Raw genomic sequence first — 16855 nt, forward strand, 5'->3', positions numbered from 1 at the left:
TTAATAAATTTTATTTTAAAGAGTTTAATAGTGAATTGGATTTGATTAATAAAAACAATAAGAACTAGTAGATGAAAGAAATTATAAAGGAAATAACCGATTTTTTAAACTACAGAATCCCTGTGGGAGGAAAAGATGTTGAGTTTACACTAAAAACAGTCTTGTTTTTAATTGTAGGTTTACTTTTAGTCAAGTTTTTATTAAAGTACTTAAAGAAACTAGCAAAAAGTAAGTTAGAGCAAGAAGATAAAAACAAGTTTGATACTATCTTCTCATTTACAAGTTGGTTGGCTTATGTAGTTGTTTTTTCAATAGGATTAAGTTCTGCAGGAGTTAATTTAAGTGCAATTTTAGTAGCATCTTCTGCTTTATTAATTGGTATTGGTTTGGCTTTACAAACCTTTTTTCAAGATATTATTTCTGGAATTTTTATCATAGTTGATAAGAGTGTTCATGTAGGAGATATTATAGAGTTAGATGATAAAGTTGGAAGGGTAGAGGAAATAAAATTAAGAACTACTAGAGCGGTAACTATCGATAATAAAGTGTTGGTTATTCCTAACCACAAGTATTTGTCAAACAGCTTATATAACTGGACGCAAAACGGAACTACAACTCGTGAAAATGTTATAGTAGGAGTAGCATATGGTAGTGATGTAGCTCTGGTTAAAAAACTGTTGATGCAAGCTGCTAATGAGCATCCTAAGGTGTACCAGCATCCAGCACCATTGGTGCTTTTTGAAAATTTTGGAGATAGTTCATTAGATTTTAAATTGATTTTTACACTGAATGATAGCTTTCAGGCGGCAGTGCCAAAAAGTGATATTAGGTTTAGAATAGATGAATTATTTAGAGAGCATGATATAAGTATTCCGTTTCCTCAAAGAGACATACATATTATTGAGAAGAATAAATAATGGCTTAATTGTTGCTTTTCTAGAAAGAATAAAAATAAAATATGGCTAAAATATTAATAATAGAAGATGAAGCTGCAATCCGCAGAGTATTAAAAAAAATCATTTCTGAAGAGAATGATTCCTATGAAGTAGAAGAAGCTGAAGATGGATTGGCTGGAATTGAAATGATAAAAAATACAGATTACGATTTAGTATTGTGTGATATTAAAATGCCAAAAATGGATGGTGTTGAGGTGTTAGAAAAGGCTAGGAAAATTAAACCTGAAACACCAATGGTAATGATATCAGGTCATGGAGATCTTGATACAGCAGTAAATACAATGCGTTTAGGTGCTTTTGATTATATTTCGAAACCACCAGATTTAAATCGCTTGTTAAATACAGTTCGTAATGCATTAGATAAAAAAGAACTAGTAGTTGAAAATAAACGTTTAAAAAAGAAGGTAAGTAAAAACTACGAAATGATTGGTGAGAGTGAAGCTATTACTCATATTAAAGATATGATAGAGAAGGTTTCAGCTACCGATGCTCGTGTGTTAATTACAGGTCCTAATGGAACGGGAAAAGAGTTAGTAGCACATTGGTTACATGAAAAATCTGATCGTTCTAAAGCACCAATGATAGAGGTAAATTGTGCGGCTATTCCTTCGGAATTGATTGAAAGTGAATTGTTTGGTCATGTAAAAGGAAGTTTTACAGGAGCAAACAAAGATAGAGCAGGGAAGTTTGAAGCAGCAAATGGAGGAACCATTTTTTTAGATGAGATAGGGGATATGAGTCTGTCTGCACAAGCAAAGGTATTGCGTGCATTACAAGAAAATCGTATTCAGCGCGTAGGTTCTGATAAGGATATCAAAGTAAATGTGCGTGTGGTTGCTGCGACAAATAAAGATTTGAAAAAGGAAATTGCGGAAGGACGTTTTCGTGAGGATTTATATCACCGTTTAGCAGTTATTTTAATTAAGGTTCCTGCATTGAATGATAGAAGAGAAGATATTCCGTTATTAGTAAACTTCTTTGCAAAGAAAATTTCCGAAGAACAAGGAATGCCTAAAAAAGCATTTGCAGACGATGCTATTAAGCAATTACAAGAATATGACTGGACAGGAAACATCCGAGAGTTACGAAATGTAGTTGAACGATTGCTTATTTTAGGAGAAAAAGAAGTCTCTAAAAATGATGTAAAACTATTTGCAAGTAAATAACATTACTAGATAATAAACACAAAAAAAGAAGAGCTTTTGCTCTTCTTTTTTTATAATTAAATTTTTAGATTATGCTAAATCATATCTATCAGCATTCATTATTTTAGTCCAAGCAGCTACAAAGTCTTTTACAAACTTTTCTTTGTTATCATCTTGTGCATATACTTCTGCATACGAACGTAAAATTGAATTTGAACCAAATATCAAATCAACTCTAGTTGCTGTCCATTTTGTATTTCCAGTTTTGCGCTCAATAATATTATAAAGGTTTTCACCGGCAGGTTTCCATGAGTATTTCATATCAGTAAGGTTTACAAAGAAGTCATTACTCAATACACCTTCATTATCTGTAAATACACCATGTTTGGTACCTCCATGGTTGGTTCCTAATACACGCATTCCTCCAACTAAAACAGTCATTTCAGGAGCGGTTAAGCCCATAAGCTGTGTTCTATCTAATAATAACTCTTCAGGTTTTACTACATAATCTTTCTTTTGCCAGTTTCTGTATCCGTCATGTAAAGGCTCTAAAACATCAAAAGATTCAGCATCTGTCATTTCAGTGGTTGCATCACCTCTTCCAGGAGTAAAAGGAACTTTAATGTTGACACCACCTTCTTGAGCAGCTTTTTCAACAGCAGCACTACCTCCTAACACAATTAAGTCAGCAATACTTACTTTTTTACTTAGTGCTGATTGAATCTCAGTAAGCTTATCTAGTACCTTCTTTAATCTTGTTGGTTCGTTTCCTTCCCAGTCTTTTTGAGGAGCTAAACGAATACGAGCTCCATTAGCACCACCTCTAAAGTCGGATCCTCTATAAGTTCTTGCGCTGTCCCAAGCAGTATTTATAAGTTCAGTACGAGAAAGTCCACTATTTAATAGTTTTTCTTTCAATTCTTCAATTTCACTGTCATTTAAAGTATAGTCAACAGTAGGGACAGGATCTTGCCAGATAAGTGTTTCTGCTGGAGCATCAGCACCTAAATAACGTGTATTAGGTCCTAAATCACGATGTGTAAGTTTAAACCAAGCTCTAGCGAAAGCATCTTCAAAAGAAGCAGGATCATTGTAGAATTTCTCTGATATTTTTCTGTATTCAGGATCCATTTTCATTGCCATGTCTGCATCGGTCATGATAGGATTTCTTTTTACGTTTGGATTGTGAGCGTCGGTAGGTTTATCAGCTTCATCCATGTTAACAGGTTCCCATTGCCATGCACCAGCAGGACTTTTCTTTAATTCCCATTCGTGATTTAATAATAGGTGAAAGTATGTGTGATTCCATTTATCTGGAGTTGTTGTCCAAGCACCTTCTAAACCACTAGTTACAGTATCAGCTGCATTTCCATTTCCTTTTGGATTCATCCATCCAAAACCTTGATCTTGAATTTCCGCTCCTTCTGGACTTTGCCCTAGGACTCCTGCATCACCATTACCATGAGCTTTACCAACAGTATGTCCACCTGCAGTTAAGGCAACGGTTTCTTCATCATTCATTGCCATGCGCTTAAAAGTTTCTCTTACATCATGTGCGGTTCTTAACGGGTCGGGTTTACCGTCTACACCTTCAGGGTTTACATAAATTAATCCCATCATAACTGCTGCTAAAGGATTTTCTAAATCTCGATCACCAGAATAGCGAGTACCTTTACTTCCAGTAGGAGCTAACCATTCTTTCTCTGATCCCCAATAAATATCTTTTTCAGGGTGCCAAATATCTTCGCGTCCTCCTGCAAAACCGAAAGTTTTGAATCCCATCGATTCGTAAGCCATATTTCCAGCTAAAATAATAAGGTCAGCCCACGATAATTTATTACCATATTTCTTTTTAATAGGCCATAATAAGCGTCTTGCTTTATCTAGGTTCCCATTATCTGGCCAGCTATTTAACGGAGCAAAACGTTGGTTTCCGGTGTTACTACCACCTCTTCCGTCAGCAACTCTATAAGTACCCGCAGCGTGCCACGCCATACGAATCATTAATCCTCCGTAAGTTCCCCAATCGGCAGGCCACCAATCTTGGCTGTCGTTCATAAACGTTTTTAAATCATTTTTTACAGCTTCAAGGTCTAGTTTTTTAAATTCTTCAGCATAATTAAAATTGTTTCCTAGTGGATTCGTTTTAGTATCGTGTTGATGAAGGATGTCTAAATTCAAAGATTTAGGCCACCATTCCATAATGTTATCATGTATCTCAGTATTAGCGCCTTGTGAAAAAGGACACTTTCCATTGCTGCTAGTAGAGTGAGTGTGTGCTTCTTTCATATTTATATTTTTATAGGTTAGAATACCATCAAATTTACGATAAAACCTTGAATAATTTTTATCTATATTTTTTATTTCAATATAATATTTTCTTATGTTTTTATTTTTTAAAGATGTAACTATTTGATATTAAGAAAGGTATTTGTTTAATTTATTTTGTTTTTTTATTTGTATTGATAATGCTTATAGTTGAATAAAAAAATATTTTTGCTTTTAAGCTAGAGATAGTAAGAAAGGGAATAAATTTGCCACCGATAAAAGAACATATTAATATTAACCTTTAAAAAATTATAAAATGGCTACAGTAGGAAAAAAATTTCCAAGTTTAAGCGTAGATGCAATGAATGAAATGGGTGATACGTTTAAATTAAATGTATTAGAAGAAGCAGTAAAAAATAACAAAAAAGTGTTATTGTTTTGGTATCCAAAAGATTTTACTTTTGTTTGTCCAACTGAATTACATGCTTTTCAAGCTGCTTTGTCAGAATTTGAAAAAAGAAATACAATTGTAATTGGTGCGTCATGTGATACTCCTGAAGTACACTTTGCTTGGTTAAACCAATCTAAAGCTAATGGAGGAATCGAAGGAGTTACTTATCCATTATTAGCTGATAGTAACCGTAATTTATCATCAATCTTAGGAATTTTAGATATTACTAATGAAACTTATGATGAAGCTACAGGAACTGTACAAGTAGAAGGAGATAACGTAACATATAGAGCTACGTATTTAATTGATGAAGAAGGAACTGTATTCCACGAAGGAATTAACCATATGCCTGTAGGTCGTAACGTAAACGAGTACTTACGTTTAATCGATGCTTACACTCACGTACAAGAAAAAGGCGAGGTTTGTCCTGCAAACTGGGAAGAAGGTAAAGAAGCTATGCAAGCAAACGCTAAAGCTACAGCAGAGTACTTAGCTGTAAACTAATATAACATTAAGAGAGGAAATAAGTTCGTGTGAGATAGGTGAAGGGGTCGAGCACGAGCTCCTTTCGAAATAAAATAATTTTAAGACTATGGTACAAGAATTAAGTCAAGATAATTTATCAGAAGTTGTTGCAGGTAATAAAAAAGTAGTGGTACAATATTCAGCTACTTGGTGTGGTAACTGTCGTATTATGAAACCAAAATTTAAGAAGTTAGCTTCTGAAAATGAAGATGTGGTTTTCATTATTGCAGATGCAGAACAGTTTCCTGAAAGTAGAAAACTTGCTGATGTAAGCAACTTACCAACTTTTGCTACATTTGTAGATGGGAAGTTTGTAAATCAAACGCAAACAAATAAGTTTGAAGTGTTAAAAGATTTAGTAAACGAAGTAGCTTAATTATGAAATTACCAGTAATTAAACACCTAACTTCATTTATTGAAGAAAACGATCAAGATTACGTACTAGAAACTATTGAAACTCTTGAAGCTTTAACAGAAGTTCCTTCTTTAAAAGACGAAGAGTTAGATGTGATAGGAGAATTAATCTCTAACATGTACGGAGCAATTGAAGTTGATAAAATGATTAAAGACGGAACACCTAAAAAAGAAGCGTTGAATAATTTTATGAAACGTGTTTTAGGTTCGATTGACCAATAGTTTTACTACGAAAGAAAATAAAAATCCTAAGCAATTTGCTTGGGATTTTGTTTTATATAAATCGTTGATTATACCTTTTGCCTAAATTTGTAGCATACTCAATTACATTTTTAACAATCTTTCTATCATCATTTTTACGCCAGTTAATAAATAATTCTGTTTTTTCAGGAAGTGTAATAAAGCGAACACTTGAGTTTAATGAAAATTGAAAAGAGTAGGGTAGTATCGAAATTCCTAAGTCTCTAGAAACTAAGTTTAATATCATGCTTCCAAAATCAGACTCAATATGTGTTTGTGGTTCAAAACTGTAAGTGTTAAAAATAGTACGAAGTAATGAAGAAAAGTAAGTAGTATGATGTAAACCAGAAAGAATAAATTTTTCATCTTTTACATCTCTTAAATCTACAAAATTTTCAGCGGTTAACCAGTGGTTTTTTGGAACTACAAGACAAACAGGTTCTGCATATAATCTCTCAGAGAGAATAGAAGTATTTAAAACTTCATTTCTACTAAAAGCAACATCTATTTGATAGCTTGTTAGTAAGTTTTCAAGTGTAATGTCGGTGGGTTCCATAAGCTCTACCTTTAAGTCAGGTTTTTCTTCAGAAAATATCCTAAGTAATTCTGGTAAATAGTTATAAGAAATAGAACCAGGGTAGGCAATGCTAATTAACCCAGAAGAACCTTCTTCAATTTTTTTTGCATGTTGAAGCGTACGGTCAAACTCGTCTAATAAGTCTTCCCATTTTTTCTTAAGAAAAATACCGGTATCGGTCAACTTTACGTTTCTTTTATCGCGTTCAAATAAGGTAATACCAAGTTCTTCTTCTAAAGATTGAATTTGCCTACTTAATGATGATTGTGAGATGTACACTTTTTCTGAAGTTTTCCAAAAATGTAGCTCATCAGCAAGCGCTAAAAAATATCGAATTTGTTGTATTGTCATTTTAATGCGGTTTTTGCATTAATTGTTCAAAAATAAGTATTTTTTAATAAAGAGAACCACCGTTGCTTTGCATAAAAAAACATTGGTATTCATTTTTAAAATTTAAGGAAATGGGAATTGAGAATTATATCGCATTTTTTACAGCAACTATTCTTTTTGTACTAACACCAGGAATGGAAACGATCTTTTTACTTAACAAGTCGATAAGTCAAGGAAGGAAATCTGGAATTTATACTAATTTAGGCTTAAATACAGGGTCTTTAGTGCATACTTTGTTTGGAGCATTAGGATTGTCAATTATTGTAGCAAAATCGGCAATACTATTTGCGTTGATAAAATATTTAGGGGCTGCTTATTTAATTTATTTAGGGGTAACAAAAGTGTTCTCAAAAAAAGAATTGATACAAGAAGGTGCTGAGGAACAAAAGAAAAACTCAGCAATTAAAGATTTTAAATCAGGTTTTATAACAAATATATTAAATCCGAAAGTCGCATTATTCTTTATTGCATTTTTTCCACAGTTTATAAGTCCAGATAAAATAGAAAGCCCTGTGCCTTTTATTTTTATGGGTGTTTCATATACCATTATGAATACTATTTGGTACTTGTTTTTAGTGTCGTTTGCAGGAGTGTTTTCGAGGAAAGTAAGAGAAAACCAAAAGATAGGTATTCGAATGAATAAGGTCTCAGGAGCAGTATTCGTTTTAATGGGACTGCAAATAGCGTTTATGTAAAACTTAAAAACCGATAATGTTAAATTATATTATCGGTTTTTTATGTACTAGTAGTGAGATATAGTTTTTAGTTGAAACTTAAGACTTTTACTCTTCTTCTTTTTGTTCATTCGCTTTTTTAATAATTTCTTTTAAGCGTTCTTTGGTTCGTTGTTTTTCTAGGCGAAGTTTATTCTCCTTTTGTTTCATTAAACGAGTATGTTTCGCTTTGTTAACCGTATTTTTTGCTTTTCCTTTTTTAGGCATTTTTTGATGTTTTAATAGCTAATAAACCTAAGAAAGTCAAAGCTCCGTTTAAGATTAACACAAAGAAACTAAAGTCAAATCCCATTTTTTCTTTACTGTAAAAACTAATTACATACGTTAAAACAGGAGCTATTAAACAAATGATAGGTACTAATTTGTCTTTTACGTTTAGTTTAGTAAATAATCCAAAAGCGTATAAACCTAATAGTGGTCCATACGTATAACCTGCAAATTGGAATATTTTAGCAATTACACTTTCATCAGCAATAAAATATTTAAAAATTAAAATGGTTGCCACTAAAATGAAGGAGAATAATATGTGGATTTTCTTTCGTGTTTTTTCCCTTTCTTCTTCATTATCTTTTTTGTCAATTTCTAAAATATCAATACTAAAGGATGTAGTTAACGAAGTTAAAGCACTATCTGCACTAGAATAAGCGGCTGCAATTAAACCTAATAAGAAAAATAGAGCTGTAGCTATTCCTAAATCGCCACTCATTACTATAGTTGGAAATAGTTCATCTTTATGTGCGTTTATTTCATTAGCAGTAGCATAATCAGTTAATAAAATTCCTAAAGCTAAGAAGAAAAAGTTTACAATGACTAATACAATAGTAAACCAAAATATGTTTTTTTGAGCATCTTTTAAGTTACGACATGTTAAGTTTTTTTGCATCATATCTTGATCCAAGCCTGTCATTACAATTGAAATGAAAGCTCCTGAAAAGAATTGTTTCCAAAAGTAATTTCCAGCTTTTATGTCGTCAAAAAAGAAGGTTTTTGATAGATCATTATTAACAACGTACGAAAATAGATTGTCGATTTGCATTTCATCTTTTATCATTACAATACAAACTCCAACAGCAATTAACATAAAAAGAGTTTGTAAGGTGTCTGTCCATACAATGGTTTTTATTCCCCCTTTAAACGTATATAACCAAATTAATAAAATCGTAATGGCAACGGTAACCCAAAACGGAACTCCATAGGCATCAAATAAAATTAATTGTAATACGTTGGCCACTAAAAATAAACGGAAGGCTGCACCAATCGTTCTAGAAAGTAAGAAAAATGAAGCTCCTGTTTTATAAGAATATCTACCGAAACGTCCTTCTAAATAGGTATAAATTGAAGTCAGATTTAACCTGTAGTAAAGAGGGAGAAGTACTAAGCCAATTACGGCATATCCTAATACATACCCTAGTACCATTTGCATATAGCTCATTTTGTCACCTTCAATCCACCCAGGAACAGAGATAAAAGTAACTCCTGAAAGCGAAGCGCCAATCATACCGAAGGCAACTAAATACCATGGTGATGAGTTGTTTGCTTTAAAAAATGTTTGATTGTTTGCCGATTTACCTGTGATGTATGAAATAAGAATTAATACACCGAAATAAGCTAAAATTAGAAGGAGTATATGTAATGGTTGCATATAGTTAAATTATGAATTACGAATGTACTAAAATTATCATTCGTAATTCATAATTTACGATATCTAAGAAAGTTCAATAACCACCTCTTCGGTTTTTCTACGAACTTTTTTTAAGTCTTTCATATAATCGTCTTCAGCTCTAAAACCAACAGGTAAAACTAAAATTGATTGTAAATTGTATTTGTCTAAACCTAAAACTTCATCGTACTTTTCAGGAACAAAACCTTCCATAGGGCAGCTGTCAATTTTTTCATTAGCAGCCACAGTCATTAAGTTGCCTAAAGCAATATAAGCTTGGTTTTTCATCCAATGAAATAATACTTCTTGCGATTTGTTTTCTATATCGTTAGTTAAAAATTCTTTAAAAGGGTTTAGAATTTCGTCAGGTGTGTTTCTGATGTCTTTAACTAATTTAAAGTAGTTCTCAACGTGTTCTGAAGTCAATTCTTTAGGAATACAAAGCACTAATAAATGTGAAGCTTGTACAACTTGATGCTGGTTCCAAGAATGTGCTACCAATTGTTGCTGTAAATCTTTGTTCTTAACCACAACCATTTTTACAGGTTGTAATCCATAAGAAGTGGCCGTTAAATTAAATGCTTCTTTTAAAATATTGATTTGTTCTTCGGAAAGAAATTTATGTTCGTCAAATTTTTTAACAGCATAACGCCATTGTAAATTCTCTATACTATTCATGTGGTTTAATTTTCTTATTTGGCAAAAATAGTTGAATAAGGGGTTGTTATAAAATACTTTGGATAATAAAAATTGATGATGCCATAAAAATATTTTGTAAATTGATAGAGAAAAAGGAAGTATATGAAAGAAGAATTTTTGCACTTTTTATGGAAATACAAGTTATTCAGCACAACAGACTTAAAATCGATAGCAGGGGAGTTTATAGAGATTGTTAATCCAGGAATTTATAACACCAATACCGGTCCTGATTTTTTTAATGCTCAATTAAAAATTGATGGTCAGTTATGGATTGGAAATGTAGAGATTCATCTAAAATCATCTGATTGGTATGCACATTATCATGAGGAAGATGAAAATTATGATGCGATAATATTACATGTGGTGTGGAGTTATGATGCTGATGTTTTTATGAAAAACAATCTTCCTTTACCTACTTTAGAACTGGAGCAGTTTGTTCAAAAAGAAGTATTGATAAATTATCAGAAGTTATTTTCAAAAGAGCAACGATGGATTCCTTGTGAGAAACAAATAACTGAAATAGATTCTTTTTTGTTGAATAATTGGTTAGAGCGCTTATATTTTGAACGGTTAGAAAACAAAGCTGTTTTTATAAAAGAGGTATTGTCAAAATCAAATAATGATTATGAAGCGGTGTTATTTAAATTACTCGCTAAAAATTTTGGTTTAAAAGTAAATGGAGACGCTTTTTTTGATTTATCAAATTCTTTCGATTTTTCAGTGTTAAGGAAAGTTAGATTTAATCAAGAACAATTATCGGCTTTATTATTTGGGCAAGCAGGTTTTTTAGAAGACGAAGTAGAAGATGGTTGTTATGTAAAACTTAAAAAAGAGTATAACTATTTACAACATAAGTATAAGTTAAAACCTATAAGAAAGAATAGATTTCAGTTTTTTAGAATGCGGCCGAATAATTTTCCAACGATTCGAATAGCTCAGTTGGGAGCTTTATATTTCAAACATCAACATTTATTTTCTCAAATATTGGAGGTTTCTAGATTAAAAGATTTTTATATGTTGTTTTCGGTAGAGGTGAATGACTTTTGGAAAACACATTATACGTTTGAAACATCTTCAAAAAAATCACCTAAAAGACTTACGAAATCATTTATCGATTTACTTGTTATCAATACAATTATTCCTTTGAGATTTGTTTATGAACAAGAAAGAGGGACAATAAATGAAGAACAATTATTACAACTGATGCAGCAATTGAGGCCCGAGAAAAATTCAATCATTAATAAGTTTTCTGAATTAAAGATTGATGCAAAAAGTGCTTTTGAAACTCAAGCTTTGTTAGAGTTAAAAAATAACTATTGCTCAAAGAAAGAATGCTTACAATGTGCTATAGGAAATAGTTTGTTGCGTAAATAAAAAAATCTCGTGAATATTAACTACTCACGAGATTTGTCTTTATTTTTTTATCAGTATTTTTTAGTATAAACTCTTAAATTTAGCAGGGTTTGCTTCGTTCATAATTTCGTATACTTTTTCAAAAATATCTTCAGCAGAAGGTTTAGAGAAATAATCTCCATCAGTACCATAAGCAGGTCTATGTGCTTTTGCTGTTAAAGTTTGAGGTTTGCTATCTAAATGTTTGTATCCGTTTTGGTTTTCAACAATTTCTTGTAATAAATATGCTGAAGCTCCACCAGGAACATCTTCGTCAACAACTAATAAACGATTTGTTTTTGCAACAGATTTTACTGTATCGTGATTAATATCAAAAGGCAATAAACTTTGCGCATCTACAATTTCTACATCTATACCTACTTGTGCTAAATCTTTAGCAGCTTCTTCTACAATTCGTAAAGTAGAACCGTAAGAAACTATAGTGATGTCGTTTCCTTCTTTAATTGTTTCAACAACACCAATAGGTGTTTTAAAGTCTCCTAAGTTTGTTGGTAACTCTTCTTTTAAACGATATCCATTTAAACACTCTACTACTAAAGCAGGATCGTCACCTTCTAATAAAGTGTTATAGAAACCAGCAGCTTTTGTCATGTTACGAGGAACTAATACATGAATTCCTCTTACGTTGTTTATTATTCCACCCATTGGCGAACCTGAATGCCAAATTCCTTCTAAACGATGTCCACGAGTACGAATAATTAATGGAGCTTTTTGCTTTCCAAAAGTACGGTAACGTAGCGTTGCTAAATCGTCACTCATAATTTGTAAAGCATATAATAAATAATCTAAATATTGAATTTCAGCAATAGGGCGTAAACCACGCATTGCCATTCCAATACCTTGACCTAAAATGGTAGCTTCTCGAATTCCTGTGTCAGAAACACGTAACTCACCAAATTTTTCTTGCAAGCCTTCTAATCCTTGGTTTACATCACCAATATATCCAGCATCTTCACCAAAGATTAATACCTCAGGGTGTTTTGCTAAAATAGCATCAAAATTATCACGCATAATAATACGTGCATCTACAATATTTTTTTCTGAAGCATAAGTTGGAGCTTCTGCAGCAATATTTTCAGTTGCTAATTCAGTTTCACTTAATAAATGAGCCGAATATTTTACAGCAGCTTTATCAGTTGAAGCTTTGATGAAGTTTTTAAGTGCTGTTTTTTCAGCAAAATCTTCATCTCTTAAATAACGTAAAGTTTTACGAGCAGCTACTAAAATATCTTTTCTAATTGGTTCTGCTATGGCAGCTAAATCATTTTTATATTTCGTAATGAAAGAACCATTATTGCTTTTTTGAGCAATGGTTTCTAATAAAGAAATAGCTTCAGCCACTTCTGCTTTTATTTCATTTGTATAAGCACTCCAAGCATCACGCTTTGCTTTACTTACTTCTTTTTTAGCTTCTTTTTCAATGTTGATTAAGTCTTCTTCAGAATCGATAAACCTTAACGTTTCTCCATCTTCATTTTCTAATTCAAACTCTAAAATCCACTTACGCATTTGGGTAATACAATCAAACTCTTGCTCCCATTGTAAGCGTTCTTTTGATTTGTAACGTTCATGTGAACCTGAGGTTGAATGCCCTTGAGGTTGTGTTAATTCTTTTACGTGAATTAATACAGGTATATGTTGCTCTCTTGCAATTTGAGAAGCTTTATTGTAAGTGTCAACTAATTGAACATAATCCCAACCATTCACTACGAAAATCTCATATCCGTTACTTTCATTTTCACGTTGGAATCCTTTTAAAATTTCAGAAATACTTTCTTTAGTGGTTTGGTGACGTGCATGTACTGAAATTCCGTACTCATCATCCCAGACATTCATTATCATTGGAACTTGTAGAACACCAGCAGCATTAATTGTTTCAAAGAATAACCCTTCACTAGTACTAGCATTACCAATAGTACCCCAAGCAACTTCGTTTCCATTAATAGAAAAGTTGGTGTACTTTTCTAATCCTTCAACATTTCTGTATATTTTAGAAGCTTGCGCTAATCCTAACAAACGAGGCATTTGACCTGCAGTAGGAGAAATATCAGAAGATGAGTTTTTTTGAGCTGTTAAGTTTTTCCAGTTTCCGTTTTCATCTAAAGAATGGGTTGCAAAATGACCTCCCATTTGGCGACCTGCAGACATTGGTTCAACATCAATATCAGTATGAGCATATAAACCAGCAAAAAATTGTTGTGGAGTTAATTCTCCAATAGCCATCATAAATGTTTGATCACGATAATAACCTGAGCGAAAATCTCCATTTTGAAAGGCTTTAGCCATAGCTAATTGAGGTATTTCTTTACCATCACCGAAAATCCCAAATTTTGCTTTACCTGTTAAAACTTCTCTACGTCCTAATAAACTACATTCTCGACTAATACGAGCAATTCTATAGTCGTTTAAAACTTCGTTTTTAAAATCTTCAAAAGAAAGCTGTTGAGTATTAACTATTTCGGTATTTTGCGTCATAATCATCTAATTTAGGTATGGTTACAAAGATAGTTTTTTTAGTTGAAATTTAAAAATTTCTATTTTCATTGAATATTTTTCAAAAAAAAGAGAAAAAATCAGTTTTTATTGAAGTATTTATAATACTCCTCTTCTGATAAAGTTGTAAATCTGATCAATATCAGTCGTAATTATAAATCTAATTTTTGAAGGATAGGCTTCTTTAGTAACTTCAAATCCTTCGTTTGTATATATAGGAAGGTAGAATTCAAAAATATCAGGAAGGAAGTTTAAACGGATTCCATTTTCGTAAAAATACTTTGGAGAACTATTTTTGTTTTTTAACATGGCTACATCGTTGTATACTTCAGCCCATTTCCAAATACTTATACTGGTGTTAAGAGAAGTTATAAGTTGATTGGCGTAATAAGGTTGTTTAAAATTAGATTTGAACCCTCCTTGTCCTACTACAAATTGCTGACTAAAAATTCCCTCATTTTCAGAACGTCCAAATAAATTTTGTTCAAATAAATAATCATTTATTCTGTTTAAACCAAAGCTAAAATAATCTCCATCAGTATTGTTTGTTATGAAAAGCCCTCCAAAAAACCTGACTTCATAACTTTTGTCTGTAGCGAAAAACTTTTTATATCTAATGTCTGTTGAAAGTTTACTGAAATTAGAATTTAATTCGGCGTTTAAAGCGTATCTAATACTTTTTATCGCGTCAAACTTGTTGTTGATGTAGCGTAAGTTGAAAATATTGTATTTGTCTTTGTCACTTTTTATTTCGCCAGAAGGGATTTCTTTGTTAACACTTATAAGGCGTGCCGTGAATGATTTCGAGCCAATATCACGAAGTGAATTTCTTCTAAATTGAAAATTAATAAAAGGAAAAAAAGTATTATAACCAAGTTCTGGAGCGTAGTGAAAGTTACTACCACCAACACCATAACGTATTTTGTATAAGTCCTGATTTTTAAGAAAGTGGTTGTAGGCAACCACAAAAGAACCTGTTAAGTTTTGACTTTTTGTACTATAATTAGGGGTGATACTAAACTCAAAATTTCTATTAACAATTGATCTGTTGTTAATATTAACCCCAAGTATTAATCCGTCATATAAATTGTATTTGAAATCTGGATAATAAAATAGTTGATTGTAATAAGGGTTTTCGAAATCTTTAAAAAAACGAAATTGTAGGGGTTTGTTAATAAGGTTATTGTTTACATTTCTAAAATTATCTAGAGAATTAAATTCAGGGTAGATGTTTTCATAGTTTAATGCAAGCTTTTTAAAATCACCTCTTTTAATTTTTACGGTTTTAGTAGAATCAACACCAGTAACCCAAGTTTTAAATTTAATTTCTTTCTCTTGAATTCCATATAAAGCGACAGGAGCAGAAAAGTTTCTTTTGTTTTTGATAGTTACGAATAATGAATCTTTGTTTTTTGAAAAAGAAACTTTATTTATTTTATAATCTATTTTTTTGTTTGTGGTAATATAATCTCCAAAAAACCACTGTAAATCTTTAATAGTGTTTTTTTGAATAATGTTGGCAAAATCACTACTAGTTGAAGGTTTTAATTGATGTTTAATATAAAATTCTTTTACAGATTTTTTTAAAATACTATCTCCAAGAAAGTTTTGAAGATATTTAAAACCAAGTCCTGCTTTATATTTACTAACTACTTTTCTGTTGAAGTTAGAAAGAGAATCGCTAGCTGTAGTTAAAGATTGGTCATAGAATTTACGAGAACTAAACTGATAAACAAGTGCGTATTTATCATTTTGTTTTAACTGCGAAATATTATACGATTTAATAGGCCAATAGTTAGAGTATTTACCTAAAACGGTAACATCAGGATAATATTCCTTGATGTATTCCATCATTAAAAAGGTTTGTAAGCCGTCGGTTAACCAATAATCTTTTCGGGTATTTTGAATAATAACATCGTCAAAATATTTTTGCACAAGAGCTTTGAAAAATCCGGTTTCCCATCTAAAGTTGTTGGGAAAAGGTTTTAACCATTTAGGGAGACCGTAAATTTCGTGCAAAGAGTTCTTATTTACAGTGCGAGCATCAACAAGAATTTCAGGATGTGGATGTTTTCCAATAAAGTTTTCAATAAATTGTATTTGTCTGTCAATAATTTTAGTAGTTTCTTTATTTGGGATACTTTTTAAATAAGAGTCAGTTTTTATTTCTTTATCCTTTATTTTGAAGGATTTGAATGTTTTAAGAGAATCTATATGTAGTATAATGTCTTTCTTCTTACCTCCAACTAAGTAATAACTGGTAAAGTTTTTTTCTTTAGTTTTATATTGATATAAGTTACTTTCAATAAAATAATTTTTAGGAACTTCAATTGTGATTTTGTAATTAGAAAGATCTTCAAATAAGTCATCTAAATTTAGGTTGCTCATTAATTGCCAGTTACCGTCAAAAACAGCTGGAGTAATATACCAAAAGCGTAAATGATACCCAGTTTTTGTTTTTCCGTATCCTGTGTATCTAGCATTCGGGATTTTTATAAAATAAGAAGTGTTTATAATTAAACTATCATTGGGATGTAGTTTTTCATTAAGATTCACTTTAACAATATCAGAATGTTCTTTTTTCTCTTTGTAAGTGACTTGGTTATTGTTAATAGTTAAGTTTTTTATATAACTAAATCCTTTGTCCTTATCTTTAGAAAAGGAAAAATCATTTTTGTAGTCTTCAATAAAACGTTTAGCTAAAGGTGTTTCATTGTCAATAAAGCTATTTCCCCAATTGTGTAAGTATAATTCAGATATAATTGAATTGGAAGTGTTAAAATAAACTGTTTTTTGTTGAATATGAAGAAGATCATTCTTAACATCAAGAACAGCTTTGATGTTAACTGTATTTTTTTGCGCTGTTACCTTGAAATTGCACAAAAAAATA

14 protein-coding genes are annotated in these 16855 nt (G+C 31.5%); 7 read left to right on the plus strand and 7 right to left on the minus strand.

Features of this window, described 5'->3' with window-relative positions:
- The first annotated feature begins 71 nt into the window (after positions 1–71).
- Positions 72–917 (plus strand): mechanosensitive ion channel family protein, encoded by an 846-nt coding sequence (locus N534_RS0112635; protein WP_028892834.1) that lies wholly within the window; start codon positions 72–74, stop codon positions 915–917.
- A 41-nt stretch (positions 918–958) separates the two neighbouring features.
- The gene (locus N534_RS0112640; RefSeq protein WP_028892835.1) at positions 959–2122 is read left to right on the plus strand and encodes a sigma-54 dependent transcriptional regulator; all 1164 of its coding nucleotides are present in this window, start codon (positions 959–961) and stop codon (positions 2120–2122) included.
- A gap of 69 nt (positions 2123–2191) precedes the next feature.
- On the opposite strand, the gene katG is transcribed toward N534_RS0112640, so the two are convergent.
- The gene (gene katG, locus N534_RS0112645) at positions 2192–4390 is read right to left on the minus strand and encodes a catalase/peroxidase HPI (protein ID WP_028892836.1); all 2199 of its coding nucleotides are present in this window, start codon (positions 4388–4390) and stop codon (positions 2192–2194) included.
- 295 nt (positions 4391–4685) lie between these two features.
- On the opposite strand from katG, the gene N534_RS0112650 reads away from it, so the two are divergent.
- From N534_RS0112650 to N534_RS0112660, 3 genes are all read left to right on the plus strand, one after another.
- On the plus strand, positions 4686–5324 hold the full coding sequence (locus N534_RS0112650) for a peroxiredoxin (protein ID WP_028892837.1): 639 nt from the start codon (positions 4686–4688) through the stop codon (positions 5322–5324).
- 88 nt (positions 5325–5412) lie between these two features.
- Positions 5413–5721 carry a co-chaperone YbbN gene (locus N534_RS0112655; RefSeq protein WP_028892838.1) on the plus strand — a complete coding sequence of 103 codons (309 nt, stop codon included), beginning with the start codon at positions 5413–5415 and terminating at the stop codon, positions 5719–5721.
- Positions 5722–5723: 2 nt separating this feature from the next.
- On the plus strand, positions 5724–5981 hold the full coding sequence (locus N534_RS0112660) for a hypothetical protein (RefSeq protein WP_028892839.1): 258 nt from the start codon (positions 5724–5726) through the stop codon (positions 5979–5981).
- A 52-nt stretch (positions 5982–6033) separates the two neighbouring features.
- Here N534_RS0112660 and N534_RS0112665 read toward each other — a convergent pair whose 3' ends face one another.
- Positions 6034–6927, minus strand: coding sequence for a LysR family transcriptional regulator (locus N534_RS0112665; RefSeq protein ID WP_028892840.1), 894 nt, complete (start codon positions 6925–6927; stop codon positions 6034–6036).
- A gap of 110 nt (positions 6928–7037) precedes the next feature.
- Between N534_RS0112665 and N534_RS0112670 the strand changes: the two genes are divergently transcribed.
- The gene (locus N534_RS0112670; RefSeq protein ID WP_028892841.1) at positions 7038–7661 is read left to right on the plus strand and encodes a LysE family translocator; all 624 of its coding nucleotides are present in this window, start codon (positions 7038–7040) and stop codon (positions 7659–7661) included.
- Between the two features lie 87 nt (positions 7662–7748).
- Here the strand turns inward: N534_RS0112670 and N534_RS15465 are convergent, their stop codons facing one another.
- The 3 genes from N534_RS15465 to N534_RS0112685 all read right to left on the minus strand — a co-directional run bounded on the left by N534_RS15465 (position 7749) and on the right by N534_RS0112685 (position 10038).
- Positions 7749–7907 carry a hypothetical protein gene (locus N534_RS15465; RefSeq protein WP_170141656.1) on the minus strand — a complete coding sequence of 53 codons (159 nt, stop codon included), beginning with the start codon at positions 7905–7907 and terminating at the stop codon, positions 7749–7751.
- The gene (locus N534_RS0112680) at positions 7900–9342 is read right to left on the minus strand and encodes a sodium:solute symporter (RefSeq protein ID WP_028892842.1); all 1443 of its coding nucleotides are present in this window, start codon (positions 9340–9342) and stop codon (positions 7900–7902) included. The genes N534_RS15465 and N534_RS0112680 overlap by 8 nt, the downstream gene beginning before the upstream one ends.
- A gap of 63 nt (positions 9343–9405) precedes the next feature.
- On the minus strand, positions 9406–10038 hold the full coding sequence (locus N534_RS0112685) for an NAD(P)H-dependent oxidoreductase (protein ID WP_028892843.1): 633 nt from the start codon (positions 10036–10038) through the stop codon (positions 9406–9408).
- 123 nt (positions 10039–10161) lie between these two features.
- Between N534_RS0112685 and N534_RS0112690 the strand changes: the two genes are divergently transcribed.
- The gene (locus N534_RS0112690; protein WP_028892844.1) at positions 10162–11433 is read left to right on the plus strand and encodes a DUF2851 family protein; all 1272 of its coding nucleotides are present in this window, start codon (positions 10162–10164) and stop codon (positions 11431–11433) included.
- A 60-nt stretch (positions 11434–11493) separates the two neighbouring features.
- Here N534_RS0112690 and N534_RS0112695 read toward each other — a convergent pair whose 3' ends face one another.
- Together N534_RS0112695 and N534_RS0112700 are read right to left on the minus strand one after the other, a co-directional pair.
- The gene (locus tag N534_RS0112695; RefSeq protein ID WP_028892845.1) at positions 11494–13947 is read right to left on the minus strand and encodes a thiamine pyrophosphate-dependent enzyme; all 2454 of its coding nucleotides are present in this window, start codon (positions 13945–13947) and stop codon (positions 11494–11496) included.
- A 117-nt stretch (positions 13948–14064) separates the two neighbouring features.
- Positions 14065–16848 (minus strand): aminopeptidase, encoded by a 2784-nt coding sequence (locus N534_RS0112700; protein ID WP_156025617.1) that lies wholly within the window; start codon positions 16846–16848, stop codon positions 14065–14067.
- Between the last annotated feature and the right edge of the window lie 7 nt (positions 16849–16855).

Origin of the sequence: Tenacibaculum sp. 47A_GOM-205m (assembly GCF_000518405.1) — a bacterium.
Taxonomy (GTDB): Bacteria; Bacteroidota; Bacteroidia; order Flavobacteriales; family Flavobacteriaceae; genus Polaribacter; species Polaribacter lutimaris.

Bases quoted from the DNA above. Each gene is read 5' to 3' on its own strand.
- N534_RS0112635 (WP_028892834.1), top strand. From the start codon at position 72: ATGAAAGAAATTATAAAGGAAATAACCGATTTTTTAAACTACAGAATC.
- N534_RS0112640 (WP_028892835.1), top strand. From the start codon at position 959: ATGGCTAAAATATTAATAATAGAAGATGAAGCTGCAATCCGCAGAGTA.
- katG (WP_028892836.1), bottom strand. From the start codon at position 4,390: ATGAAAGAAGCACACACTCACTCTACTAGCAGCAATGGAAAGTGTCCT.
- N534_RS0112650 (WP_028892837.1), top strand. From the start codon at position 4,686: ATGGCTACAGTAGGAAAAAAATTTCCAAGTTTAAGCGTAGATGCAATG.
- N534_RS0112655 (WP_028892838.1), top strand. From the start codon at position 5,413: ATGGTACAAGAATTAAGTCAAGATAATTTATCAGAAGTTGTTGCAGGT.
- N534_RS0112660 (WP_028892839.1), top strand. From the start codon at position 5,724: ATGAAATTACCAGTAATTAAACACCTAACTTCATTTATTGAAGAAAAC.
- N534_RS0112665 (WP_028892840.1), bottom strand. From the start codon at position 6,927: ATGACAATACAACAAATTCGATATTTTTTAGCGCTTGCTGATGAGCTA.
- N534_RS0112670 (WP_028892841.1), top strand. From the start codon at position 7,038: ATGGGAATTGAGAATTATATCGCATTTTTTACAGCAACTATTCTTTTT.
- N534_RS15465 (WP_170141656.1), bottom strand. From the start codon at position 7,907: ATGCCTAAAAAAGGAAAAGCAAAAAATACGGTTAACAAAGCGAAACAT.
- N534_RS0112680 (WP_028892842.1), bottom strand. From the start codon at position 9,342: ATGCAACCATTACATATACTCCTTCTAATTTTAGCTTATTTCGGTGTA.
- N534_RS0112685 (WP_028892843.1), bottom strand. From the start codon at position 10,038: ATGAATAGTATAGAGAATTTACAATGGCGTTATGCTGTTAAAAAATTT.
- N534_RS0112690 (WP_028892844.1), top strand. From the start codon at position 10,162: ATGAAAGAAGAATTTTTGCACTTTTTATGGAAATACAAGTTATTCAGC.
- N534_RS0112695 (WP_028892845.1), bottom strand. From the start codon at position 13,947: ATGACGCAAAATACCGAAATAGTTAATACTCAACAGCTTTCTTTTGAA.